Annotated in this window: 20 protein-coding genes; 5 read left to right on the top strand and 15 right to left on the bottom strand. The window is 58.1% G+C overall.

Annotation, left to right across the window (positions count from 1 at the left end; all coding sequences use genetic code 11):
• Window positions 1-264: 264 nt before the first annotated feature.
• The 14 genes from ACIOU9_RS09460 to ACIOU9_RS09395 all read right to left on the bottom strand — a co-directional run bounded on the left by ACIOU9_RS09460 (window position 265) and on the right by ACIOU9_RS09395 (window position 14384).
• Window positions 265-450 carry a hypothetical protein gene (locus ACIOU9_RS09460; protein WP_105659169.1) on the bottom strand — a complete coding sequence of 62 codons (186 nt, stop codon included), beginning with the start codon at window positions 448-450 and terminating at the stop codon, window positions 265-267.
• Entirely contained in the window at window positions 447-836 is a 390-nt protein-coding gene (locus ACIOU9_RS09455; RefSeq protein WP_402696740.1) for a riboflavin kinase, read from the bottom strand. Before ACIOU9_RS09455 ends, ACIOU9_RS09460 begins: the two co-directional genes overlap by 4 nt.
• A gap of 36 nt (window positions 837-872) precedes the next feature.
• Window positions 873-2351, bottom strand: a complete 1479-nt coding sequence (locus ACIOU9_RS09450) for an aldehyde dehydrogenase (NADP(+)) (RefSeq protein ID WP_402696738.1) — start codon at window positions 2349-2351, stop codon at window positions 873-875.
• A 31-nt stretch (window positions 2352-2382) separates the two neighbouring features.
• A complete protein-coding gene (locus tag ACIOU9_RS09445) occupies window positions 2383-3189 on the bottom strand; it encodes a 2-keto-4-pentenoate hydratase (protein WP_402696736.1) in 807 nt (268 codons plus the stop codon).
• Between the two features lie 95 nt (window positions 3190-3284).
• Window positions 3285-3710 carry an ester cyclase gene (locus ACIOU9_RS09440; RefSeq protein WP_332489374.1) on the bottom strand — a complete coding sequence of 142 codons (426 nt, stop codon included), beginning with the start codon at window positions 3708-3710 and terminating at the stop codon, window positions 3285-3287.
• Window positions 3711-3714: 4 nt separating this feature from the next.
• Complete coding sequence (locus ACIOU9_RS09435; RefSeq protein ID WP_208294291.1) at window positions 3715-4248, bottom strand: flavin reductase family protein; 534 nt, start codon at window positions 4246-4248, stop codon at window positions 3715-3717.
• 9 nt (window positions 4249-4257) lie between these two features.
• Window positions 4258-5646, bottom strand: coding sequence for an LLM class flavin-dependent oxidoreductase (locus tag ACIOU9_RS09430; RefSeq protein ID WP_402696734.1), 1389 nt, complete (start codon window positions 5644-5646; stop codon window positions 4258-4260).
• A gap of 531 nt (window positions 5647-6177) precedes the next feature.
• Entirely contained in the window at window positions 6178-7569 is a 1392-nt protein-coding gene (locus ACIOU9_RS09425) for an ATP-binding cassette domain-containing protein (protein WP_402696733.1), read from the bottom strand.
• Window positions 7566-8324: an energy-coupling factor transporter transmembrane component T family protein gene (locus tag ACIOU9_RS09420; protein ID WP_402696731.1), complete on the bottom strand. Its 759-nt coding sequence runs from the start codon at window positions 8322-8324 to the stop codon at window positions 7566-7568. The genes ACIOU9_RS09425 and ACIOU9_RS09420 overlap by 4 nt, the downstream gene beginning before the upstream one ends.
• 7 nt (window positions 8325-8331) lie before the next feature.
• Complete coding sequence (locus ACIOU9_RS09415; protein ID WP_105659162.1) at window positions 8332-9138, bottom strand: glycosyl transferase family 9; 807 nt, start codon at window positions 9136-9138, stop codon at window positions 8332-8334.
• A gap of 117 nt (window positions 9139-9255) precedes the next feature.
• Complete coding sequence (locus tag ACIOU9_RS09410; RefSeq protein ID WP_402696730.1) at window positions 9256-10353, bottom strand: nucleoside hydrolase; 1098 nt, start codon at window positions 10351-10353, stop codon at window positions 9256-9258.
• 37 nt (window positions 10354-10390) lie between these two features.
• The gene (locus ACIOU9_RS09405) at window positions 10391-13375 is read right to left on the bottom strand and encodes a DUF3427 domain-containing protein (protein WP_402696728.1); all 2985 of its coding nucleotides are present in this window, start codon (window positions 13373-13375) and stop codon (window positions 10391-10393) included.
• Window positions 13375-13764, bottom strand: a complete 390-nt coding sequence (locus ACIOU9_RS09400; RefSeq protein WP_133834774.1) for a (deoxy)nucleoside triphosphate pyrophosphohydrolase — start codon at window positions 13762-13764, stop codon at window positions 13375-13377. The genes ACIOU9_RS09405 and ACIOU9_RS09400 overlap by 1 nt, the downstream gene beginning before the upstream one ends.
• Before the next feature lie 305 nt (window positions 13765-14069).
• Window positions 14070-14384, bottom strand: a complete 315-nt coding sequence (locus tag ACIOU9_RS09395; RefSeq protein ID WP_402696727.1) for a restriction endonuclease — start codon at window positions 14382-14384, stop codon at window positions 14070-14072.
• On the opposite strand from ACIOU9_RS09395, the gene ACIOU9_RS09390 reads away from it, so the two are divergent.
• On the top strand, window positions 14378-14959 hold the full coding sequence (locus tag ACIOU9_RS09390) for a recombinase family protein (protein ID WP_402696725.1): 582 nt from the start codon (window positions 14378-14380) through the stop codon (window positions 14957-14959). The two genes, ACIOU9_RS09395 and ACIOU9_RS09390, sit on opposite strands and share 7 nt — an antisense overlap.
• A 49-nt stretch (window positions 14960-15008) precedes the next feature.
• Window positions 15009-15863 carry a hypothetical protein gene (locus tag ACIOU9_RS09385; RefSeq protein ID WP_402696723.1) on the top strand — a complete coding sequence of 285 codons (855 nt, stop codon included), beginning with the start codon at window positions 15009-15011 and terminating at the stop codon, window positions 15861-15863.
• A gap of 140 nt (window positions 15864-16003) precedes the next feature.
• On the opposite strand, the gene ACIOU9_RS09380 is transcribed toward ACIOU9_RS09385, so the two are convergent.
• Window positions 16004-17323 carry a hypothetical protein gene (locus ACIOU9_RS09380; protein ID WP_402696722.1) on the bottom strand — a complete coding sequence of 440 codons (1320 nt, stop codon included), beginning with the start codon at window positions 17321-17323 and terminating at the stop codon, window positions 16004-16006.
• An 835-nt stretch (window positions 17324-18158) separates the two neighbouring features.
• Between ACIOU9_RS09380 and ACIOU9_RS09375 the strand changes: the two genes are divergently transcribed.
• The 3 genes from ACIOU9_RS09375 to ACIOU9_RS09365 are packed head-to-tail and all read left to right on the top strand — an operon-like array spanning window position 18159 to window position 26045.
• Entirely contained in the window at window positions 18159-21710 is a 3552-nt protein-coding gene (locus ACIOU9_RS09375; RefSeq protein WP_402696953.1) for a TerB N-terminal domain-containing protein, read from the top strand.
• Window positions 21707-23122, top strand: coding sequence for an ATP-binding protein (locus ACIOU9_RS09370; protein ID WP_402696721.1), 1416 nt, complete (start codon window positions 21707-21709; stop codon window positions 23120-23122). Before ACIOU9_RS09375 ends, ACIOU9_RS09370 begins: the two co-directional genes overlap by 4 nt.
• A gap of 4 nt (window positions 23123-23126) precedes the next feature.
• Window positions 23127-26045, top strand: a complete 2919-nt coding sequence (locus ACIOU9_RS09365; protein ID WP_402696720.1) for an exonuclease domain-containing protein — start codon at window positions 23127-23129, stop codon at window positions 26043-26045.
• Window positions 26046-26367 lie beyond the last annotated feature (322 nt).

Below are 26367 nucleotides of genomic sequence, written 5' to 3'. Positions count from 1 at the left end.
TGCCGCCCTGGGCGTTGCGCAGAAATGTCCCGGATTAAACCCGCGACGGCGCAGGAGCATTGCCCATATGACCGGGCCCATAGCGGCACGAGGGCACCAAGGCAGCACCAGAAAGCCGCGCGAGACAGCGGGATGATCCCGCGGAGATTCGCGCGGCTTAGTTGGAGAAGGTACCAGGAATTTTGCCGACGGCGCGTCAGTGCCGCGGCGTCCAGCGCCTGGGAGCCAGGGGCCCACTCCAGCACGCCCGGTCGCTGCAGGAAGCTACTTCCCGCTGTCCATGTAGTGGATGCAACGGCGGGCCAGGCTCTTGCTCACCCCGGCCTTTTGCGCGATGCGCTTGGCATCGCGGATCGGCACCGGGATGCCCTGGCGTTCAATGACGGTCGCCACCCGCTGCACCGCCCAGGACGGCGGCGCAGCCGGGGGCGCCATTGCGATCCCGCTCATGCAAGGACGCTTTCCCGCAGCTGTGCCGCGCGTCGCGTCTCGGCCACATCCCGATGCAGCTGCTCCACCAGGGTTCCAGCATCCGCATATTCAACTTGCGGGCGCTGGAATTCCAGTAGGCGCACCACCAGGTGCTGACCGTAGAGGTCCCCGGAGAAGCCGAGCAGATGCGCTTCGAGCAGCACCTGCCCGCCGGTGCGGTAGAACGTGGCGCGCCGGCCGATGGACACGCAGGCAGGCACCTGGCGCCCATCGGGCAGCAGCACTTCGGCACCCCACACGCCATCGAGCTGGTCATCTTGCAGCATGGGGATATTCGCGGTGCGGAAGCCGAGTTCTCGCCCGCGGGCGTCTCCGTGCTCGACGATTCCTTCAATGGCATGCATGGGCTATTCCCTCGTGTTGGTACTTCGCGGTTCCGCTCAGCGGCCGCGCGGCTGGCCGTTGACCAGCTGCGGAACGCTATCCGGGTTGGCATCCTGCAGCTGTGCCGGGAGCAGATGCTGCGGGAAGTTCTGGTAGGCCACCGGGCGCACGAACCGCTCGATCGCGGCGGCACCGACCGAGGTGGTCCCCACCGCGGTGGTGGCCGGGTAGGGGCCGCCATGCTGCTGGGCGTAGGTCACCGAAACCCCGGTGGGCCACTGGTTCCACAGCACGCGTCCGGCCTTGTTCGCCAGCACCGCGACCAGCTCTTTGACGCGGTCGCCTTCTTCGCCGTGGATGGTTGCGGTCAGCTGGCCCTCGAAGGTCTGCGCCGCAGCCACCAGCTGCTGCTCGGAGTCGTATTCCACGACCAGTGCAGTCGGCCCGAAGCACTCGGCCTGCAAGGCCTGCGGATCTGCCAGCAGCTCGTCGATGCCGGTGATCAGCAAGGTGGGCGAAGGCTGCTCGCCCAGCGGTTCGCCGCCCTGCGCGAGCACCTCGACACCGGGGTGCGCGGACAGCTGGTCCAGCACCTGCCCGTAGCCTTCGCGGATGCGCTGGTTCAGCAGCCCGGCCCCAGCCGGGAGCGCGGCCTCGGACAGCAACGGGCGCAAGCCCGAGCCGCGCGGGATGAACAGCGTTCCGGGCTTGGTGCACAGCTGCCCGGCGCTGGTGGTGAAGGAGCCGATGAAATCGGCGACGATCTGCTCGCCGCGCACGCTGGCAGCCTGCTCGGTGACGAACACCGGGTTGTTGCTGCCCAGCTCCCCGTAGAAGGGAATTGGTTCATCGCGGGAAACAGCCAGGTCCATCAGGGCCCGGCCCCCGGGGATGGAACCGGTGAATCCTGCGGCCTTGATCCGCGGATCCAGCAGGACGGTGCGCCCGGCTTCGGTTCCGAAGACGACCTGGAATAGCCCGTCTGGCGCGCCAGCCCCAGCCAAGGCATCGTTGACCACCTGGGCGGTGAGCCGCGAGAGTTCCAGATGCCCATGGTGCGCCTTGACGATGACCGGGTTGCCCGCCGCCAGCGCCGAGGCGCTGTCGCCGCCGGCCACCGAGAAGGCGAAGGGGAAGTTGCTGGCCGCGAAGACCACGACCGGACCGAGCGGAATGCGGGTGCGCCGCAGATCCGGGCGGGCGGCTCCCATGGGCCACTGCGCATCGGCATGGTCGATGCGCGCGTCGAGGTATCCGCCATCGCGCAGCAGTTCCCCGAAGAAGCGCAGCTGGAAGGTGGTGCGCTTCAGTTCCCCGCGAAGGCGCAGCTCGGGCAGGTTGGTCTCGGCCATGGCTACCGGAACCAGCTGGTCCGCGGCGGCATCCAGCGCATCGCCCACGACGTCCAGGATTCCGGCTCGCTGGGCCGGGCTGGTAGCGGCCCAGGTGCCGAAGCTGTCCTGCGCGGCGGCAAGATAGGCTTCCAGCTGCCCGGTGGTGGTGTTTTCGGTAGTTGGCGCAATGCTCAGGGACATTTTCAAGCTCTTTTCTGCTCTGTGGAGCGGTTCAGGAATGCGTGGCGGAACTAGGTTCCGGCGTGTAGTCGAAGGAGATTTCTCCCCAGCCTTCGAAGCGGCCGGTGACCGCCGTGCCGGGGACCATCTTCTCGGCGGCCAGGCAGCTGCCGGGCAGGATGAATTGGCCGGCCTTCAGGGTCACGCCGTATTCGGCGATGCGCCGGCATAGCCAGGCGATGGCCGATACAGGATTGCCGTGGATGGCGTTGGTGTTCCCGCGGGCCACTTCTTGGCCGTCGAATTCAATGCAACCGGGCTGGTTCGCGAGATTGACCTCGGAGAGCTTGCGCGGCTGCCCGCCGAGAATCACCCCTCCCACCGAACCGTTATCGGCCAGGGTGTCGAACAGGCCAATCTTCCAGTCCTTAATCCGGGAGTCGATGATTTCCAGTGCGGGCACCACGAAGTCGGTGGCGGCCATGACGTCCGCTGCGGTGACATGCTTGCCGCCCAGGTCCTTCTTCAGCACGAAGCCAGGTTCAAGCTCAATGAAAGGCTCTATGAAGTCGGCGGCGCTGATCGGCAGGTTCTCCGGGTAGAACTGGCTGGCCAGCAGGTAGCCGTAGTCCGGTTCATCCACCCCGAACTTGCTCTGCATGGCCTTGGCGATGTTGCCCAGCTTGAAGCCGGAGATGCTGTCTCCCGCTTCGACATTCAGCCGGATGATCTCCTGCTGCACGCGGAAGGCATCGGCCACCGTGGGGCCTGCGGAATGATCGATCAGGCTTTCCAATGGCTGGCGTGATTCCTTGGCGGAAATCAGGCGCTGGGCAGTCTGGGTAATGTTGATTGGCAAAGGGATCTCCATCCTCACCTCGGGCGGCGCGGGCCGCCGGAATGTCTTGGGCAGACGGGGCGGCGGCTTGCCTGCCGCCCCGTCGCTGCTGCTTGCTACTTCTTGATCCGCTGGTCGCCCAGATGCCAGATGCTCATGGCCGAAAGCATTTCGCGTGGATCCCAGACCACCGATTCTTCGGTGACCTTGCCATCGCAGTGGCTGATGAAGGTCGCGCCGGTCACGGTCACCGTGCGGCCGGTCGGCGGGACGCCCATGAATTCGCCGGTGTGCACCCCGGTGCTGCGCCAGTGGATTGCTGCCAGGTTGTCGTCCTCGATGGCCCGCAGGATTTCCATGTTGAAGTCGCTGAAGGCCTGGTGGGATTCGGTGATCTGGTTCAACAGGTCATCGATGCGCTCTTCGCCGGTCTTGGAGTAGCGCACGTAGTCTTCGGATACCAGATCCGCAAAAGCCGCGGTATTGCCCTTGCTCCACGCCTCGGTCCAGGCGGAGGTGATGCGTTCCAGGATTGATGCCATGATGCTAGGCCTTTGCAGTTGGGGCCGGTGCCGGCCAAAGGTTGAAATCTCCGAATTTTCCGCCGCGGAAGAGCAGCGCTTCACGCTCTGTGGCTTCCATGGTTTCCACTCCGCCGACAATCATGTAGTGGTCTCCGGCAACGACTTCCGAAAGCACTTCGCAGTCGATCCAGGCCGAGGCCCCGGCGATGCGCGGGGTGCCGTTGGCACCGATCTCGTAGTCGATGCCCTCGAACTTGTCCACGCCCTTGCGGGAGAGCGCCCGGCTGACCGGAAGCTGCTCGGTGGACAGGATGTTCGCGGTGAAGCGGCCCAGGGAGCGCAGGGTCGGCCAGGTGCTCGAGCCCTTGTCGACGCAGAAGGTGACCAGTGGCGGTTCCAGCGACAGGGACATGAAGGTTCCCACGACGAAGCCCATGGGCTTGCCGGCGGCGGTCATGCCGGTGATGGCGGTGACGCCGGTGGGCAGGGCGCCGAAGACCTTGCGGTATTCGGCCGGATCAATCCCCGTGTTCTGCGGGGTCACAATGATGGACATGGGGAACTCCTAGCTGGCTTGTGCGGTGGTCTGCTGGTTCAGTGCTGCGCCTGGGTGGTCCAGGGGCAGCCGGGCGTTGCCTTCTCCGAAGAGCGTCTCGCGCAGGGTGGACCCGGCGAAGGAGGTGCGCATGGCGCCTCGGCGCTGCAGTTCGGGAACGACGAATTCGGCGAAGTCCTTGATGTCCTGGAACTTGACGGCATTGGCCAGGTTGAAGCCGCTGGCCCCGGTCTGCTCCATCCAGGAAATCAGCTCATCCGCGCAGGTTTCCGGTCCGCCCACGATGACCGGCGAGGTGCCGCCGATGCCGATGTACTCGGCGATGTCACGGGTGGTCCAGTCCTTGGACGGGTCCATTTTCAGGAAGAAGTTCAGCATGGTCTGCCCGGCGTTCGTATCGATGTCCTTCAGCGGGACATCCGGGTCGAAAGCCGACAGGTCCACCCCGGCCCAGCTGCTGTAGCGGGCCATGGCTCCGTCGTAGGAGACCAGCTTGAGGTACTCCTCGTATTTGGCCTGCGCCTCTTCATCGGTGGCAGCGCTGATGACGGTGATCATCTGCAAGGTGGCGATGCTCTCCGGGTTGCGCCCGAATTCCAGCGCCTTGGCCTTCAGCCCGTCGACCTGCTTCTTCAGCGCTTCCTTGGTCATCGCATTCAGGAAGACAGCCTCGGCTGTCTTGGCGGCCAGGGCCACGCCGCGCGGGGATCCGCCAGCCTGGAAGATCACCGGGGTGCGCTGCGGCGAAGGTTCGCACAGGTGGATGCCCGGAACGCTGAAGTGCTCGCCCTGGTGCTCGATATTGTGCACGCGACTGGGGTCCACGTAGGTGGAGGTCGCGGCATCGCGCAGCACTGCGTCTTCGTCCCACGAAGTCTCCCAGAGCTTCATGGCCACGGTGATGAATTCCTCGGCGCGGGCGTAGCGGTCGTCATGGGCTTCGGCGGCTTCGAGTCCGGCGATGTTCCGCGCTGCGCTGTTGGTATAAGAGGTGACGACGTTCCATCCCACTCGGCCATCGGTCAGGTGATCCAGAGTGGAGAACTTGCGCGCCAGCTTGTACGGGGCATCGTAGGCGGTGGAGGAAGTGACACCGAAGCTCAGGTTCCTGGTTACCGCGGCCATGGCCGGAATCAGGTACGAAGGATCATTGGCCGGGATCTGCGCGCCATCCTTCAGGGAATCGTTCACCGAGCCCTTGTAGGTCTCGTGGTAGCCGTCGTTGTCTGCAAAGAAAATCCCGTCAAAGCAGGCAGCTTCGAGGAGTTTCGCGTACTCGACCCAATAGCCGAGCGACTTGTATTCACCACCCCGGTCCTTCGGGTGCCGCCATGTGCCAGCGGAAAGATGCGCCGGGCCGTTGAAGTCGAACGCGAAAACGCGCATCTCCTTTGTCATGTTGAATCCCTTCAATGTGTTCACTAGATGAACTATGTGTTTATTCAGTGATCACAGACTAGGGTGTCGAAGGCAACACCGTCAAGCGGTAAAGGAGTTCTATTTCACATGGATCGGCAATTGTGACAAGCAAGCTCGCAGGCGGGCATTGCAGCAAAATCCAGCCGCTTCGGATTCCTCCACGTCACTTCGCGTACGCGACGGATTGAAGGCATGAAATCTGGTGACGCCAAGAGAATGTTGGTGCGAGGAGGAGCCAGCGGAGCAGTCGGAGCAGTTCTCTCGATGAGTTGACCTACGACTGCGTTTTTACCTTGGTTTGGGGACCAATTCCTTGCACGGCCGGAATGATGACTCAGCTCGCGAGGTGCAATAATGGCTGACCGAATAGACGAGTACCCACAATCCACCGGGGCAGAAGGGTGTGAATTCACCGTACGGCGTGCATGGCGCAGAGACTTGATTACCTTGGAGCGCACCGGGAATAGGCTTGGCCCAGACGCGGGCGCCTATCCCGCAGCAGAAAAATTGCTACGACAGCTGGTGCACCCTGTGCGCGGTGGACGACATGAACCGCTCATCGTGGGAGGAGAACAGCACCGCTCCCCCGCGTTCGAGTACGGAATCGATGGCCCCGTGCAGGCAGTGAAGCCCCGCCGAATCCAGCGCCTCGGTTGGTTCGTCAAGGAGGAGCAGCTGCGGTTCGCGCACCAGCACGGTGGCCAAGGCAACGAGCCGGCGGGCCGAAGCCGGCAGCTCATAAGGATGGGTCTGCGCAAAGGATTCCAGACCCAGCTGTGCAAGCACCAACGGCACGCGGTCACGTTGGACGCTCTTCTTGGGAAGGCCAAAGGCGACCTCCCGGGCTACGGTACATTCGAAGAGCTGGTCCGATGGGTTCTGCAGGAGCATCCCCGCATCACCTGCCACCCGCACTTTTCCGGCAGTTGGCTTGACCAGCCCTGCGGCGGCTTTGAGCAGTGTCGTCTTGCCCGTTCCGTTGGCGCCGGCCAGCCCCACGCATTCACCGGCACGGACTTCGAGGTCAAGGTTGGAGAGGACCGGGGCGCTGGCGCCTTTGTATCCGAGTTGCACGCCGGAAAAGCCCAGGAAAGGCTTTGCAGATGCAGCGGGGACAGATGGTCTTTTTGACTTGGAAAGCAACGCAGTGGTTGCAGCGCCTGCAATTGCCCGCTGCAAAGTTCCCTCCGCCAAGTTCCACAGTGAATCCGCTTCGGCGTCCCATGCTTCTGTCGTCCGGCTCAGCACCACAAGTGCAGTGCCTTCGGCACGCAACTTGGTGATCATCGAGGTCACGGTCTGAGTTGCCTTGGAATCCAACCCGGCCAACGGTTCATCGAGCACAATGATTGACGGTTTCGCTGCGGACAACGCGGCGAGTGCGACCAGGCGTTCTTGGCCGCCTGAAAGCTTGGCGGGATCGCGTTCCAGCAGATGGTCCAGGGACAGCCGCGTGGATAGCTCGTCGATGAGCCCTGCCATCTTTTCACGGGGCATTCCTTCGTTCTCCCGTGCGAAGACCAGCTCTTCTGCAACCGTCTGGCGAATCCCCGAGAGGTAGAGCCCGGCATCCTGGGGCAGCAGTCCTACGTGCCTGGCCCAGCCGGCGACGTCGATTCGTGGCGGATGCTCCGGAGAGTAATCGATCCGTTGCCCCGCCAGGGTGACCGTTCCCTGGCATTGGTCCGCTCCCGGCCGCGGAAGCATGCCAGCTAATACTCCGCCCAGCGTGGACTTCCCGGATCCAGAGTCGCCGGCGATGACAGTCAGGGAACCTGGGGAGAATTCCAACTCGATCTCGCCCAAGGTCTCGGCGTGCGCCTCGGAGTAGCGGAAGCTTCCCAGCCTGAGGTGCAGCGCCGCCGTGGTTCCGGCAGGTGCACGGTGATCCATATCCATCATGAGGCTCCCCCGAGAGGCACCAGAATCGCTACCGGCACCAGCACCGAACACAGCAGGGCAACCCAGCGGATGCCCCTTTGGATCTGCGAATCTGCGACACGGCGCAATCTGCTGTGCTCGCCGCGGGCGGGGAAACCGCGCGCGGCCAGATGCACCGAACGGTCATGGGCATCTTGCACCGAGGAGAGCACCAGCGGTACTGCCCGCAGCTTCAGGCGCTGCAGCCAGCCGGCCAAGCCCCGGCCGGTTCCTGCTTTCCGCAAGGCCTGGGCTTGGCCAATGGCATGCTGCTTTTCCATCATTTGCGGAAGAAGGAACAGCGTGGATGCCAACAGGTATCCCGCCTGCGGCGGAGCCGGAGACAAGTCGATAGCTGCCACCAGCTGGTGCTTGTCGATCAGCAGTCCGCAAAGCAAACCCGCCACCACCAGCACGGCAGTGCGCAAGGCCAGTGCCATGGCGATCTCCACTCCCCCAAGCGTCAGGCTGACTGGTCCCCATGCCGCGATCACCGCCGAAGAATCCTGCGAAGCCAGCCCATGGATCATCAGCAAGGACAGGAGGGTCGGGAGCATGATGGCACCGCTGAGCGCGGCGAGTTTGCGGGCTTTGCCCGCAACTGCGCCAATGGCCAGGCAAAGGACTATTACCGCGCAGCTCAGCCACCAGCGGCTGGCAGCCGTGGCCACCGAAACGGTGAGCACGGCTAGGCAAAGCACGGTAAAAGGATGCAACTCAGCGATGCGGCGCTTCATGGGTGGCCTACTTGTTTCCGCTCTTGCCCAGCACCTTGTAGCGGCGGATGAATTCAAAAGAACCGCTCAAGCGCTTCGGCAAGGCGAAGACCAGCAACGCCGCGATGAGGAAGACAATTGCCTTGTCTCCCGGGTCAGAGATCAGGGCCTGCTTGGTGACCGCGGAGAGCAGTGAATCCCCCATGGAGCGGAAGGCCGCAACCACTGCGCCGGTACCGACACCCGAGGTGCCGCCATAGACGAAGGCAGCCACCGGGGAGGAGACCACGCCAACCAGTACACCAGAAACCAGACCCGCGATTGGGGCAAGGTATGGCCGGCGCAGGGCGCCGTAGCGAGCGGCGGTTCCCGCAAGAAAACCAACCAGTGCGGCTCCGGCAGCGAACGGCAAAACGGTGGGGGCAAACAGTGACCAGATCAGCGTGCTGAGCACACCGGTGGCGGCACCGGCACGGCGGCCGGCCAAGAAGCCCACGAGAACAGTACCGATGGAATCCAGGTAGAGCGGGACCATGACGGACCCGACGAATTGGCCCAGGATGATGTTCAGTGCCAGCGCGACCGGAATCAGTGTCAGGGCGGAGACCGGCAGATCCGGCAGCACGGCGAGCAGCAGCAGGACGGCTGCAATCAGGTAGGCAGCGAAAGTTGCCAAGGCAACTCCCTGGCCCAAGCCCTCGACGATTCCCGCGGGTTGGGTGATGACCAGGAACAGGTAGGTTCCAACGAGCAACAGGGTTCCAGCGGCGCCGAGCACCCGGCGGCGCAGGAGCTGGGTCGCTGATGCTTCGGGCAAGAGAAGGTTCGGTGACATGATGAGGCAATCCTGGGGATACGAATTTGGCTGCGCGCAAGATTGCTCCCGCAACGCGTGAATGGCGGGTCTATGTCACCTCGACCCGGTAGACGATTCTAGCCCACCTGCCTGTGCTCAGGAATTCTCGTTGAGTTTCCTTGCCAGTGCACCGAGACGCTGGACCAGCTCGGCAAACCCTGCCTCAGGATCATTTGCCGCAACCACCTGGGCATTCGCCGGCTTGCCCCACAGCCCGCGGAAATCGGCCACCGTGGTACCGAAGAGCAATTGCGATTCTGTCTCTACGTCCACCGTTGCGAGGCGGGTTTGGTACTCAAGCGTCCCCGCGGCGACACCAGCGGCAAAGTAGTCGTGCACGTGGGCAATGTAGCCCTGGTCGTATTTCCTGTGGAATTCGAAGTAGAAGCGCAGGGCATCGGAGAGATAGCGCACCAGCGGACTGGAGGACTTGCTCAACGTCCCCTCCGGGTCGCTGGCCTGGACTATTTCCGGTTCATCGCATCCAGCTTCAATGGAGAGCTTCGTCAGGAACTCCGGCTGCATTTCGAAGCGCTCCGTGGTGTCCAGAGAGCAGACAATCGGCAACTTCGAGGAGTCCAATCCTTGTTCAGAGGCAGCAGAGTAGGCAGCAAATACTTCCTTTGCGGCGTGTGGGTCTACGTGTGTGTTCCACTCGGCCGTCGGTGTTGTATTCCCTTGGTAGTAGAAAGCACCGCCCATGATCACTACCTTGCGCAGCAACCAGGGAAGTCTAGGTTCTTCGCGTAGCGCTAGTGCGAAGTTAGTCAACGGGGCGCTGAGCAGGACCGTCAGCTCTCTCGGGTTAGCTCGGGCTGCTTCAATCCAGTAGTCCACTGCGCCAACATCTGTTGAAGATTCGGATTCTGAATCTGGAAGAGTCGCGTAACCAACACCTTGCGTACCGTGAGTTTCCGGTGTGGTCACCAGCGAAATCTGCAGAGGCTCCCGTGCACCAATGAGTACCGGAACTTCGGGGCGGCCGCAGAGCGCCAACAGAGCTCGATTATTCGCAGCGACTTGTTCGACGTCGACATTTCCAGGCGTGCTGGTGAGGGCCTCTATCTTTACGTGGTCGCAGGCGCACAGGAACGCGAGCGCCAAGGCATCGTCGATACCTGTGTCGTTATCAATTAGAAGACGAATCTGTGGTTCGCCTTCATCCCGTTCCGCATCGGATCGTACTGCATTCAATCGCACTCCTAGAAGCTCTAGAAAATCATCGGCCAGACTACGTCAGGTTTACATTCGGGCTCAAATAGTCGTACAGAGCGTTGTCGATCGCTTTCTCAAAATGCAGGTTCATCGTGACAACGTCAAGCTGCTCTTGGTTCTTTCCAGACATGTGAGTCTGCTCGGCATTACGTGAATCGGCCTGGCCTAAGTAAAAGAATTCGGTACCTTCCGCATCGTCTTTCTTAACGAAGACGTACAGATCAACCTCGTTATCCACTATTCGCCGGACTTCATCGCTCTGTAGCGTTCGCCTTGATCGCGTGAACCATCGCAGATGGGAAGGATCAACCAGTTCATCCTGGTACGCGGTACTAGCCGAGATATCGTCAGATTTGTGCAGCGTCACAAAAATCGGGCAGGTCTTCGATTCTGGGTCGACTTTGTACCCGTAAAGCGTCGAAGTCCACTTTCGTGGCAGTCCCAGAAGACGTGTCACTTCCTTTCGGGAATACTGTCCTCCAACGATAAACGGATCTCCAGCAACATACCGGTCTCGCACTAGGGCCATGCCCGTTTGTATGATGTCGTCCACTTCGTTGGTGAATGCACGGTGTGAACGATATGAACTGAGAAAACCAGGATCAGCCGATATGGACTCTCCATCGATGTTCGCCAAGCGAATTCCATATCGACTTTGATCAACTTGTCCGTGATTAGCAAGATTCAGAGTTTCTACGGTGCTCATCAATTCGCGATGGGCCGCGTCGATTCCTTCGTTGAGGAGCGCTGCTTGGAATTGGGGCAAGGTTACCGACCCGTGTGAAAGCAACTCACGGACAAGCACGAACTCATGAATTCTCTTCGACGTCAGGACTTCATGCGATAGTAGTGACAACGCTTTGAGCTCATCCTGGCTAAGCTCATGATCAATCCGCAAAAGACTCTTGACCAACGCTGGATAGTTTTCCTTCTTCGTTGCCAGCAATACCGGATCGACCGATTCAAATCGATAAAAATCAAAGAGCTTCGGTGCGCGTCCGACGCGGTTCTGCATCGACTGCATCGCACCGCGGAGCTTTTGAATGCTGTCCAGAGCAGTTGTACGGATGGAATCAAGTACACGCTGCTGCGAGACCTTATCGAATCGAACACTCGATAACCCTGCAAGTACGCCCGCCTGTTCGGTGGAAATAAGCTTCTCTTTCAGCGACTCTTTGTTCAGCGATTCATCGCCGAAAAGCGCGATCGGGATCATGTAGTTGTTCGCGTAGTTGCCAATGAAGTCGATCACCACCAAGTAGTCCTTCATCGGTGCTTTACGCAAACCGCGTCCAAGCTGCTGCACGAACACTATGGCCGATTGCGTTTGGCGAAGCATCACAACCTGATTCACTGTGGGGATATCCACCCCCTCATTGAAGATGTCGACGGTGAGGATGTAGTCGAGTTCTCCGCGTTCCAGCTGCCCAACTACTCGTTCTCGCTGTTCCACGGAATCGTCACCGCTGAGACTCACCGTCCGCAAAGTTTTCCCTCGCAGTTGCTGCTGGTTCAGCGCTGCAGATAGAGCAGCAGCTTCCATTTTACGAGAACAGAAAATAAGCCCCTTCGGGGCAACACCCGCCTGCCCATATTTAGCCAGCGCGTCAATAATGTGGTGAACACGGTCCGCCGTAACTAGATGTCCCAGATCATCTGTGCTGTCTAGGATCGTCTGGTCATCAAGCGTTACGTCGGCTATCCCGTAGTAATGAAATGGGCTCAGCATGTTCTCTTCCAACGCGTGATTCAAGCGAATCTCATACGGCACGTTGTAGTCGAAAAACTCAAAAACATTGAATCCATCGCTACGTTCTGGTGTGGCTGTCAGGCCAAGCAGGAAAGTAGGTTCGAGGTATCCAAGGACCTTCTTGTATGTTGGAGAACCAACGCGATGCGCCTCGTCAACGATGATGTAGTCAAAAGTGTCTGATTGAATTTCGTGCAGCACACTATCTTGGGACAATGTCTGCACCGTTGCGAAAACAAACTTGCGGTCGCTTTGTTTGGAGACACCCGCAAGTTTGCCAAAATCGTTGTAGTCGCTACCGATGACGCGGCGGTACTCTTGGATGGTTTTATCGAGGATCTGCTCGCGGTGAACGATAAATAAGAACCGGCCAGGATGAGCTGCCCGTACTTCCAATGCCGAGAGGATCGTCTTTCCCGTACCGGTAGCCGAAATAACTATGGCCTTCGACGCCCCGCTCGTCCGAACCTGTTCCAGCGCTTTGAGCGCCTCCGTTTGCATCTGATTCGGGAGGATCGGCATGAGCAACTCGGACGACACAGCACTATCCGGCGACTGGCCGCTCACTTCAAGATCTTGTTCAGCCGCTATCGGCAGAAGATGCTCATCAACGTCAGTTCGAGGGGCAGTTGCTACTTTCCGACGTATCGGAGGAGGCGTGTACTGTTCCGCATACGCATCTATCCACCGTTGGCTCAGTGCTTCGGATTCTTCAAGCTGGTTCTGGGTCAACAAAGATAGCTGGTCAGCTAGATCGCTGCCCTCGGATGCAGAAACTTTCAAGTTCCATTCATGATTTTTCACGATGGCGTTACCGGTCAAATTTGAACTTCCGATCATGGCCGTAACCATATTCTCGGTTTTGAAAATATAACCCTTCGGGTGAAAGGCTCCCGCTTTGTGAATTCGAACGTTGATCCCTAGAGTTTCAAGGTTCAGTAACTCGCTAAAAGCCGATGGCGAATTAAAGCCCAAATAGTCGGAGGTGACAATCGTTCCTCGACCCGAAAATTCCACGAGCTCCTGTTTAAGTAAAGCAATCGCATTCGGGGTTACAAAAGCGACGGAGAAAATGAATTCATCACAACGGGCAAGCTCTTCGCGAAGGATGCGCAGAACTGTATTTCCGTCAGCGTTCAATACGACACGAGGGTGGTGATGGCGGCGAGATTGCTGTTTCCCGTCTAAGAATCCAAAAGTGACGTCTCTAGAGAGACCGCTACCAAGAACGAGATCAGCGTTTGTCTTCACTACGCCGCCTGGATGATTTCCACCGCGGGAATGTCCGCTGGCGCCCACTCCAGGGACATGAGTTCATCGCGTTTGAGCCACTTTGCATCTTCATGCTCTGTTAGCTGCGGTTCTCCTTCGACTAACTCGCAATAGAAGGTTGTCAGTGTGACAATTCCGAAGTCATATTCATAGGTGGTACTCGTGACTTCAGAATCTACTTTGACCGTGCAGAGAAGTTCTTCTCGGATCTCGCGCTCTAAGGCTTTACGAGGTGTTTCTTCTTCTTCGATTTTGCCACCAGGGAATTCCCACATGCCGCCGAGACTTCCGTTTAGGCCTCGTTGAGCGCAGAGGATTTCATCGTTCCTGACGATAACAGCACCAACAACATTGATTTGCTTCTTCAAACTGATTCTCCTCTGACGTCAATCTCGAATCGCGACTTCCGATAGTTGCGATCCTATCGGTCTGTCCAGACGGAATCACATTGGACCGCATGCTGAACGTTTTCGAACTTGAATTTTCCGTCTCCGTTTATTTATCGCGCGATCAGGTGGACTTGACTCACCAAAAGTTTGATGGCAGAACAAAATTCACTCGATAAGTTGGTGCAGAGCCTCGACGACGCCTCTGACAGACTATTGCTGAAGGGACACAGCCGCGAAACTACGAGTAGGATCCATTGCCCTAAGTTTTCACCGGAACAACCCAATCATTGCTTATTGGTCAACTCGAAGAAGTCCTTATCGATGTCCACGACGTCGTAGCTTCTCTCAATTTGGACGCTAACGCGGTACTTAAACAGGAGAGGGACCAGGCGATTTCCGTCGAACATAATAATGCGAGTCGGGATGCCGGACGCATAGTCTTTGGCGTGCTGAGTAAAGGCACTAGTCGTGATGAACACACCCTTGGTTGCCGAAACCCCAAGTATGGCGCCTACTAATGCCTGGATTGTTTCTCGGTCGATGTTGCTTCGATCGATCGAATCCCCCGTAGCCCAAACGCTACACTTGGGGCATGTCACCGCACCTGGTCGGGTACGCCCGCGTCTCCACCAACCAACAGGACCTCAGCTCCCAACAAGCCGGTCTCAAAGCACTCGGCGTCCCTGACGAGTTAGTCTACGTCGACCACGGCCTCACCGGGAGGAACCGCGAACGCCCCGGACTCGAACAGGCCCTCGCCACCTGCCGCGCCGGCGACACCCTTGCCATCACCAAGCTCGACCGCCTCGCGCGCTCCCTGCCCGACGCGCGGGACATCGTCGAGAACCTCACGAAGCGCAATATCAAGCTCAGCCTCGGCGGATCCATCCACGACCCCAGCGTCCCCGTCGGCAATCCGCTCTTGAATGTCCTGGCCATGGCCGCCGAATTCGACTCCGACCTCATCCGCGCTCGCACCCGCGCAGGCATGCAGATCGCCAAAGGCAGGCTCCGAGGCAAGCAACCCAAGCTCTCCCCGATCCAGGAAAAACACATCGTCGCCCTCCACCACGGTGGCAAGCACACCAGCGCCGAAATCGCTGAACTCTTCGGAGTCGCACGAAGCATGGTGTACCGCATAGTGGAGCGAACCTCCGCCGACAGCGCAAAGTAGCGGCTACCGGAATTCCAGACACACAATAGTCAGTTGGAGAGATTTGCGAATGTACAGTTCCCCCGCCAGCGCGTCCGTCGAAGATTCAATCGCTTCCAGCAAGCAGATATTGCTGATGCGCCTTGCGCACGATCAAGAAATTGCCATGGATCTCAATGAGTTTTCTCGTGCTGAGCCGGGGAGCGTTTTGGAGCAAGATGATCGAGCTCTAGGAGGCTATCCTCTTACTGCGCTGGTCCTAGATTTACTAACAACGGCTGCCCACCTTTCCGATAATCTTCGGCAGCTCATTGTGGTGGAAACAAAGGATGGACCAAACATCACAGCTCCGCTGCATGGTCCGTATTCTCTTGTTCGTGCTCACCTGGAAGCAACGAGCCAGGCATTGTGGCTTATGGCGCCTACTGCGCGAAAGGCAAGAATCAAGAGGTGCATCCGGCACTGGCTCAACGAGGTGAAACTCCTGAACGGCTTCCAAATGGAATGGTCGAAATCGTTCGCCACACCGAAACCAGTTAGCTTTGAAGATTTGCGAGTAATCGCCGCCGGAGCGAGCCTGCCCATTGAGGGGTTTCCCGCGGGGAAGGACTGGAAGCCTGCCGGGTCGGGAGATATTTTGAAGTCCCTGGAGTTCGCTCACGAAGGACCGACGACGACCTGGTTCAATGCTTGGCAAATATGTAGTGGCTTTGCGCATGGCAAGCAGTGGGCTTCAATGATGTTCAATGCAAGAACCTCTGCCTCCGATGATGAAGAAGGCTCTGATCCCGTGGATGAGTTGAGTACGTCCTTGCCCGTGCTGGCTAGTCTCGTTCATGAGGCCGGTTTGCTTTTTGATGAAGCAGCCGGACGCTATGGCCAATTGTCAACAACACCGGATGCGGTTTGGCCTCCCCGACACTAAGCAGCTACATTGACCGTCACTCGGCTTTGATGCTTCGCGAATGAGTTAGGCACGGTATCCACCTAGACCAATCAGTTTTTCCAAGACATCGACCAGTGGCACAGATTCACCAACAGTCGACGCCGCGTCGTGAAAGAAATTCAGGTTGTCAAACCGGGGTTAGTTGAACCTTCAAATTCATCCCTTACGACAACAACTCCTCTGTCCCTTTCCAATGCATTGTTGATGATCTTCGAGATTTCGTCAGTAGCGCTCGCTGCGGAACCGATAAATCCATCTTTCAAGAAGTCAATGAAACGGGTGTTGCTGAGCCATCGCCCGGCCGTTTCCCAACCGATGTTCTTCCCACCTTTGGGTCCCAAAATCTCCTTCGATACTAATACTCGTTCGAAGAGGCTCAGCGGGAAATACATTCCCTTTGCTAGCCCACTTTGAGTTTTTCGCTTCATGTCGTCCTCACAAAGCTTGATGTAGAAGGGCTCGCTGTTTAGCCTCCAGTCCGCTACTTCCTGGCTTGTGACCTCAGCAGGCATTATGTTTTTCATCCGGGTCAGCTCTATGCCAAGCTGTTCGTCAGGACGATATGACCATTTGCTAGTTGTTGTGTTCTTTCGCATCCGCTTGTATTGGACCAGGACGTATCCCGGGTAGTGCGCCCTGTAGTAAATCAGGTCCGTACCTGTTACGCGTTCTAGTTCTTCTTTGTCTGCATAGATGATCGATACTTTCCGTCTCGCATCTTTCCTATCCACAAAGTGCGCTACATCGTAGATCTGTCCGTCAATTTCGAGCCAGTCTTCAAACACCCCAGCGTCGTGTCTGATTATGGCTGCTTCTGATGCCGTGCCGTTGGTGACCTGGCTCAAAAATGGCAGGTCCGATGCAGAAAGTTCCACGTCCGAAAGCAGTGGTGCTGCGTCAATTCCTGCGATCGTCAGGCCTAATACAACGGCATCTTTCTGCTCTGCTTGAGCAATTCCAAGCTCGGTGTAGTTAGCGCCTCTACTCTGCAATTCAAGTAGGCTGTCCAAAATTTCGCCTGTTTCCGCGTTCAGCACGCGCAATGAGTTGAAGACCTCCGCTGACGCTTTGGGTGGAAGAATTCCTCCACCGCGCAAAACTGCCATAGCGTGATGCCTACTGACGTTGTCCATTAGATCTATGACAGCATCAATTCCGGTTGGGGAAAAACAACTAATATGCTTCAGCCGAACTTTGACATCTAAGTCTCCTGAGTTTCCCAGACTGCGGGCCAAAGCCATGCCCAGCATGTGGTCTTCGACGGCGATCAATACAATCCGCTCGACTTGTGGAGAATATGGTTCCTTCCCATGGTTGAGGGAAGGCAGATTCACCGTAACCCAATCCCGTCCATACTCGTCCATTCTCGAAACCAGTCGTTCCCATTGGCCTTCGCCGAATCTAACTACGACTCGTTTTTCTGCAGACTTCTCAGCCATCAATTCCCCCCGAAAGTATTTCCATATTTGAGACTATTTCAAGGTTGCAGGATAGACGATGCCTCATAGAGTGTCTTGAATCAACGATCTTGCGGCGAAATTGAATGAGACATGTGATTGAGACCGTCTGAATCCCATGCAACTTCGATGTGGGCGCTCAACCTACTAGCCGCTCTCAATTCAACAACATCTCATCAAAGTATTCATAGTTGAGATACACGTGACCTCGAGATCTCGGTGCATAAAGCGAAGCCTGGGTGTGTCATCTGACACGGAGATTTACCCGGTCCCTCTTTTTCAACCTTGAATGACAGCCAAAGCGGTCACCGTTTCTCAGGTCAATGATGCCTGCGCCGATCAAGAGCTTGGAAGGAAAGCTGGTATCGCGCGAAGCTTCGGCAGCGTTCCCTCGCACTACTTCACGATTAAAGTACCTGAGTACATCAGGCCGCAGCGCTTGAGCTGCCGAACAATGCCTAAGAAGGTTCGGTGGACAACATCGATGTGGCGGTCAAGTCCGGGTATCTCTATGAGACAACTAAGACACAATCTGAGCGGTGTCGGTTGCAGGCGGATAGTGCACTCGTTTATACGCAGCCCATCTGATGGCCACATGACTGCATTCAGCACGTCGGCCGGTCCGTGTCTTAAAAGTGGTTCGTCACCTTCAGACGTGGGATGCACGAGCGGTTATCGAAGCAACCTGAATGTCCCGTGAAATTCCAGATGGTGCAACCATCCAGACTAACCATTTGAGGCCAAACTGCATCGTCATGTGATTAGCGGATGCTACGGACAACGCGCCTCTTACCGAGATTCATCGAGAAAAGATCGTATGCTGAGAACAGGTTTCACCGTATGCCTGCGACTGCTTCGACTTCTTCGCCCGCCTATCCGATCGCGTGCCCAGTTGAAGAAGCGCTCGAGCTGGCCGCGACAATATGGCACCCTGGTCCGATCAGGAGATCGGACCAGTGCTATCTACACTGGGGGGGAAGCAATAATGGGGTTTTATGTTCGGAAGAGCCTGAAGGCTGGCCCGTATAGATTCAACTTGAGTCGAACAGGGGTAGGCGTGAGCACCGGTGTTCCCGGCTTTCGTATCGGATCAGGTCCCCGCGGGAACCTTGTTCGGATGAGCACCGATGGCATCAATTATCAGACCAGTTTCGGCAAAGGGCAATCTCCGGCACCTGAAGAGTACGCTCCTGCCAATCCTGCCCCACCTACTTCAACATCGTCCGACATCGTTTTTGAGGATCAAACGGGGGCGAGCATCCAGACGCTCCTGCCAACATCCTCGGATGACCTCATTTCACAGCTAAATGGTGCCTCGCGGCGTAAGCCGCTGACTCGTTGGGTAGTACTTGCGATTCTTCTGCTGGGCTTGATGACGATGCCCTTTGGCTTCTTGGTGTTCCTTCTAGGAGTACCGCTGGTTTGGTGGGCGGTCTTATCTGACCGGGCCCGAAAATCTGCCGTCGTTTTTTATGACGTCGACGACGAATATGCGCGTCGCTTTCAGTCTCTCTTTGATGCCGGGCAGTATGTGGCACAGTCGAAGGGACTTTGGCGGATTGATGAATCGGCTTCTCTCAACGTGGGGTACCAACAGAAAGTTAACGCCGGCGCCGGATCGCTGGTCGGGAGAGCTGGAGCCTCCTTCTCCGATCAAGGCCCCAAAGGGCTGGTCACCAATATCACGGTTCCAGGGATGACGTCGGGCCGTTCATCGATCTACTTCTTACCTGACCGCATTCTCGTCGCCGAAAAGGGACATTTCACAGACTTCGGCTACGACGCCTTGCAGGTTCTTGAGCGAGACGTCGAATTCATTGAGTCTCCCGGATCAGTTCCTTCGGACGGCATTCAGCTCGGCACGACTTGGCAGTACGTGAACAAGAAAGGCGGACCGGATCGCCGTTTCAAAAACAATCCCGTTCTGCCCATCATGAGATATACGAACATTCAGCTGTCGACGTCCGCTGGTTTCCGCTGGATCCTTCAACTGTCCCAGACGGAATCGGCCAAGAATTTCGCTGAGGAATTGCGGGGTCGCGCGGCACTCCCCCAACGAGGCTGGGTCGGCGAGGACTCCATCCCACTCAAGCCGCCGACCGCTCTGCATCCCGGACCTCCATCGATGCCGCTGGAATCTACGACATCGAGCGCGACAGACGTACTCAACGTCAACGCGTCTACAGGTGGCGCACCGCGACCCAGGGTTGGCTCCTTGGCCAAGGCGCGGTGGTACGCGCCGGATGAAACGGTTCGGGTTGGCAGTGAGCTCCGGGTGCCCGGGATGATCTATGCCGGCAAGACGCTCTCGTCGCCACGTGGCGGCACGGAGCCTTCACTAGTCGATCCGTCTCTTCGCATCGACCTAAAAAACCCCGACTGGTCCGGGCAGTGCTTGGGCTATTGGCCGTCCTACGCGGACATTACCCCAGCGGGAAGAGCAGCCTACCTCAGCTGGCTCGCCCAGGGGCGGAGGACCCCGGACATCCCAATCGGCTACGTCTTCTTATTCATGTACGGGCTCGAACGGCGCGTCCTTCTCGATATCGCAGACCAGCCGGACCTGGCAGGAGAACTGGTACAGGTCCGTGCCGAGATGGTTGACCTGCTCCGCTTATACGGCGATAGCAGCGGCTCATTCTCTAGCTATGCTTCCCAATTTCTTGATGTTATCGACTTCCTTATGCTGCAGGCACCGACTGCAGCTCAGCTTCAACCTCCGACTTTGGCAGAGCCACGATGGCTCGTTCCCACGAGTCTTAAGGTCCAACTGGGCGACTTGGCAGCCGACGGCAAGCCGATCCCGGCTGAGTGGGCACTTGCATGGGCATGGTTTCATCCCGAGATTACGGTGCGGACACCGGCCACCCGCTGCACGGAGGAATTCACGCGCTTGTTCCACATCAGATACGAACAAAAATACGCGGAAGGTTTTTCCGTCAGGCCTGGAAAATCCAGGATGAAGCTCAATTACCGGACTGCAAGTTCCCAAATCGGTTCTGTGGACTTGTCCATGAGTCACATACCGGATGTTTTCGCGCAGCAAGCACCAGCCAAGAAACTCTCTGCACTGATTGAGGAGGTTACTGCCGAATTGGACTCCTATAGTCGTTGGCTGGGCCGTAACCCGGACAAGGCCGGAACCCTGGTTGCCGCTGCCCTTCTACCGCCTGATCTGATCGCCGAAGCCACCGGTTCAGTCCATGAATTCCGGGGTTGGGTGGCGGCAAAACTCGACGAATTCGATACAACGCAGCTTACCGGGGCGGAGCTCTTTGAACATTGGCCATCCGCGGGTGCAGACAAGCTCAGCAAACCCGACACGGTAAATTTGGCCACACTCTTGGCCAATCTGGGTGCAGGGCTGGAGCCCGATGTCCGGTTCGGAGGCCCCACGATCGCGGCCAATGCTCCGGTGATCCTGTTCCGCAGTCAACCCGGCAGCCCGCACTCACCAACCTCGGCCTACAGTACCGCATTGACGATGGTGCATTTGGCAGCGGCTGTAACAGCCGCAGACGGTCATGTCGCGCCGGCGGAACTGGACCATCTCACGGCCCACCTGGAATCATCCCTGCAGCTGACAAGTTCTGAACGCACCCGCTTGCAAGCACACTTGAAGTGGCTAGGGGCGACAGAGGTAAAACTGACGGGCCTCACCAAACGCCTCAACAGTCTCACTGAGGACCAAAAGATTTCGGTGGCTGACATGCTTGTTACTTTGGCTGCCGCCGACGGACATATTGCTCCTGCCGAGGTCAGCACTTTGCAGAAGATCTACAAGCTGCTCGGCCTTGATGGCTCCACCGTTGCAAGCAAAATACATGCGGTGATGGCTACGGGAACAACCCCAGCCACGCAACCTGTTACGGTTCGCCCAGCAGGACAGGAGGATGCGGGCTACCCGATACCTCCGCGCCCGACAGCTCCCGTTGATTCCCTGACCGAGACTGGAAGCGGGTTCGCCCTGGATCCGAAGGTCATACAGGCCAAAATGGCTGAAACTCTGGTCATATCAGATCTATTGACAAAGATCTTCGACAACGAATCACAAGAGCTCGAACCGGCATCAACGCAACCAGAAACGCTCGAAGAACCCACGCCAGGGGTCGCACACAAGCAGTTCTCGCCAGCCAACGTAGTCGGAGGTCTCGACCCGGCTCATTCGATGCTCGTGCACGCCTTGGCTGGGCTGGAACAACTCAACTGGAATGAATTCCAAGATCTGGCCGCCCTACATGGCCTTCTTCCGGAGGGCGCCCGAGACACCCTCAATGAAGCAGCATTTGAAGCCTCCGAAGAACCCCTCATCGAAGGCGAAGAAACCTTGACCGTCAACGCCTACGCCTTGCAGGAGCTTCTTTCATGACCATTCCTTCACTCCCCACCATCCGGCCCCGTGAACGCGACTCACTCCTCCAGTCCCTGCGCGCCGGCGTTGTCCCACGAATTGGCCAACAGCACGTTCAGGTTGGACGGGCCAACGAAGTGCAGGCATTGCTCTCGGACATCAACCGCATCAACGACGGAGGCTCCGGAAGCCGCTTCGTCATCGGTGACTACGGTTCAGGCAAGACTTTCTTCCTTCACGTTGTCCGCTCCATCGCCCTCCAGCAAAAGCTTGTCACCGTCCACGCCGATTTGTCGCCCGATCGACGCTTGCACGCCACCGGCGGACAAGCCCGAAGCCTGTATGCCGAGTTGATGCGCAACATGTCCACCAGGGCCAAACCCGAAGGCGGAGCCATGTCCAGCGTTGTCGAGCGCTTCGTCACCCAGGCGCTGACCGAATCCCGAGCCTCCGGTGAAGCAGTGGAAAGCATCATCCGCCGAAACTTGGACTCACTCTCCGAACTCACCGGAGGTTATGACTTCGCGGAAGTCATCGCCAAATATTGGCAGGGACACGATAGCGGCAACGAACAGCTCAAGTCGGACGCCGTCCGATGGCTGCGCGGAGAATTCACCACCCGAACCGACGCACGCATCGCCTTGGGCGTGCGAACCATCGTGGACGACGCCAATTTCTACGACCAACTGAAGCTCCTGGCACGGTTCGTCCGTCTTGCGGGCTTCGGTGGAATCTTCATTTGCTTGGACGAGATGGTGAACCTCTACAAGCTGGCGAACAGCCAGGCCCGCAATTCGAATTACGAGCAAATCCTGAGGATCCTGAATGACTCGACCCAGGGATCAGCGTCAGGTCTCGGGTTCATATTTGGCGGGACTCCCGATTTCCTCCTCGATCCCCGCCGCGGACTCTACTCATACGCTGCCTTGCAGTCGCGTCTGGAAGAGAACAGCTATGCCGTCGATGGACTCGTGGACTACTCCGGACCCGTACTGCGCTTGGCCAGCCTGACACCGGAAGACTTTTATGTCTTGCTCACCAAGCTCAGGCATGTGCAGGCGGCCGGAGACAAATCGGCCTATCTCGTCAGTGACGAGGGCATTGCCGCATACATGCATCACTGTGCTGAACGGATTGGTGACGCTTACTTCCGGACCCCCCGAAATACGATCAAGGGCTTTCTGGACCTTCTCGCAGTGCTGGAGCAAAACCCTGAACATAATTGGCAGGACCTGCTTTCCGGCGTCACGCTCGAGAGGGAATCAAACCCCGGCCTCGCGCCCCTGGAACTCCCAGAACAAGGCGTTGAATCGACTGCGCGGAAGATCGCACAGTCGCCTGTACCCGGATCCACCGGCGCCCAGGTCCAGATTCAGGAGAACCCCCTGAGCCAGAGCACCGACGATGATCTTTCGGTCTTCAAGCTCTGAGGATGTGAGCGTTCCCGCCGCAGCATTCGCACGCCTGCACAAACACGTCCAGGCTTGGATTTGGGCCCAGAAGTGGCATCAGCTGCGCTCAACTCAGGCGGAAGCAGTGGACCCCATCCTGCGGGGGAACACCGACGTCATCATCAGTGCCCCCACCGCCAGCGGCAAAACCGAAGCGGCATGGCTGCCGATCCTTTCAGCTCTGGCTGAGCAAAGGGACAGCGGCCCGGTGCCCTCCGGCGTCAAAGCCCTCTACCTTTCACCGCTGAAGGCCCTGATCAACGACCAGTACGGGCGACTTGAAAGCTTGGCCGAAAGCGTCGACATGCCGGTACACCGCCGCCATGGCGACGTCACCGGGGGTGCCCGCAGGGCCCTGCGGGAAACACCTGACGGCTTATTACTGATTACGCCGGAGTCACTCGAAGCTATGTTCGTCACGCAGGGAACCCGCCTTCCAGGGATCCTGAACGGACTTCAGTACATTGTGGTCGATGAGATGCACTCCTTCATCGGAACTGAACGAGGGGCACAGGTCCAGTCACTGCTGCATCGTGTGGAGCTAGCCCTCCGGCGAAGAATCCCGCGCATCGGGCTCTCTGCCACGCTGGCGGACTTAACCGTCGCTGCGGAATTCCTGCGCCCGAAACAGGGAGCCGCTGTTCAACTGATCGGTGAGAACAGCGATGACAAAGCCGAATTGCGCATGCAGCTGCGCGGCTACATCGGTTCTGGCCCCGCCTCGGCCCATACCGCTGATGAGGAAGAATTTGATGCCGGTGTCGACAAAAAAGCCATAGCTGAACACCTGTTCCGAAATCTTCGCGGTCAGGACAACCTGGTCTTCGCGAATTCGCGCTCCAACGTGGAAACCTATGCTGACCTCCTCAAACAAATAAGCGAACGTAACCGAGTAGTCAATGAGTTTTTCCCTCATCATGGAAATCTGTCCAAGGAATTCCGTGAGGACGTGGAGTCCCGGCTGCGCGCTTCGGGAACCCCGGCCACCGCGGTCTGTACGTCGACACTTGAAATGGGCATTGACATCGGATCCGCTGACACGGTGGTCCAGATAGGGGCTCCGGGAAGCGTTTCAGCCCTCAGGCAACGGCTGGGTCGGTCGGGACGTCGGGGCGGCGCTGCAACCCTACGTCTATATGTTTCAGAGCAAGTAGTGGATCACCGCACACCTCCCGTGGACCAACTCCGCGCTCAGACGTTTGAGACTGTGGCGACCATAGAGTTGCTGCTTGAAAGATGGTACGAACCGCCGAACACCAATGGACTCCATCTCTCAACGCTGATCCAACAAGTGCTGTCCGTGATAGCCCAGCATGGAGGTGCAACGGCTGCGGAAATTTACGGTGCCCTTTGCGAAGCGGGACCTTTCGGGCACGTCGACCGGCCGATGTTTATCAGATTGCTTCGGGGACTGGGCGAGGAAGACCTCATAATGCAGGCCTCGGATGGAACTCTGCTTCCAGGGCGCGTTGGTGATCGGCTTGTCAATCACTACAGCTTCTACAGCGCATTCCAGTCCGCTGAGGAGTACCGTCTCATCACATCGGGGCGCACTTTGGGCTCTATTCCGATCGACCACCCCGTTATCGAAGGCAATCTTCTGATCTTCGCCGGACGGCGCTGGCGAGTCCTAATGGTAGACACGGCCAACAAGGTTATTGACCTCGCCCAAGCCCGTGGCGGGAGGCCTCCGGCTTTTTCCGGGGGTGGCGCGGAGATCGCCGATGGCATCCGGCAGCGGATGCGTCTGCTGTATGAGGGAGAGGATATTCCTGCCTACCTCGATCTCGGCGCACAGACCCTCCTGTCCGAAGGGAGGGCCGCGTACAAGAGAATGAATTTGGCAAAGCAGCCGCTAATTTCATGGGGCGATGACATAATTCTGTTCCCCTGGGCTGGCGACCGGATCATGAACACCCTACATGTGCTGCTCACGTCTTACGGCCTTGACGTAAGTCTCGATGGCGTGGCATTGAATCTCAGGAAGACATCCCCTGAACAATTGGGCACCCTGCTAAGAAAACTCGCAGCGTCGGAAAAACCTGAACCACCCGCTCTGGCGAAAAACGTCGCTGTGAAAAACAGGGACAAGCATGACATGTATTTGGATGATAACTTGCTCACCCTGTCCTATGCGGCAAGTTCTCTGGATATTGACACGACTTGGCCAGTACTTCGACGCCTCTCTGAATCGTGTGAAGCCTCTGGCGCCGACCCTAAGAATTCCGAAGTCTCCTTCCCTGAGAGTATGTCCTTCCCACCCGGCAATACCTCGACTGAACGCTGCACGGTGCCTTTTGCCGTTGTGGATGTCGAGACAACAGGATTCTCCGCACAAAGAGATCGGATCGTGGAGATCGCGATCGTCCGGCTCGACGCGACAGGTGTCATCAGCACATGGTCAACGCTGATCAATCCGGATCGGCCGACCGGACCAGTACATTTCCATGGCATCCGCCCTGGAGATGTTGTTTCCGCTCCACGATTTGCCGAGGTCCTGGACGAAATTGCCCAACAGCTCGCTGGAGCCGTAGTAGTAGCCCACAACGCTTCCTTCGACATCAGCTTCTTGATCAATGAATTCGCACGTGCCGGAGTGCAGGCCCCGTCCTGGCCCACACTGTGCACCATGCAGCTAAGCAAGAAATCCCATCCAGACCATCCCGCCACGCTTGCCGAAACCTGCAGGAGACTCAACATAGAAGCAGGAAAGGCGCATACCGCACTGGCCGATGCGACAGCAACGGCGCAAGTGTTGATGGCGTACGTAGAAAGGAGCAACGAGATGGGAAGTCCGGACCTTTTCACCCTTCCTCCCCTTCCAGTTACCCCGCCCTGGAATCCTTCCAAGGCCTCGGGCCGGACACCCGTGAATACCAAGCCGCGAAGCGGAAAACGCTAAGTTGGTGTACTTGATCGCGTGGGCCAGAACGCGATCGAGCAGCAACGTCATCGACATCGCCTCTACATGAATCGTCGTTCCGGAAGATAGCGGTCCGACGGCATCGATGCGATCCGCGAAGTCCGCTTTAAGGATTTCGCTGCGGACACCACGGCAATGATTGATGACGGATTCTCCGTTTGAACCGCCTCTGCCAGAAAACCGGGTTGCCCGTCATTGAAGGACCGCTCATTACCTACTGAGTGGACGAGGAATCCTAAGGATCTCTGAGCCCGCAGGCGCCGAAGAGCGCGGCCCAGTCCGAATGGCAGGCTCAGGCGTA

It is taken from the genome of Glutamicibacter sp. NPDC087583, from assembly GCF_044743685.1.
Taxonomy (GTDB): Bacteria; Actinomycetota; Actinomycetes; order Actinomycetales; family Micrococcaceae; genus Glutamicibacter.
Note: the sequence above shows the minus strand (reverse complement) of the source record. Positions and strands in the feature narration are given on the sequence as shown.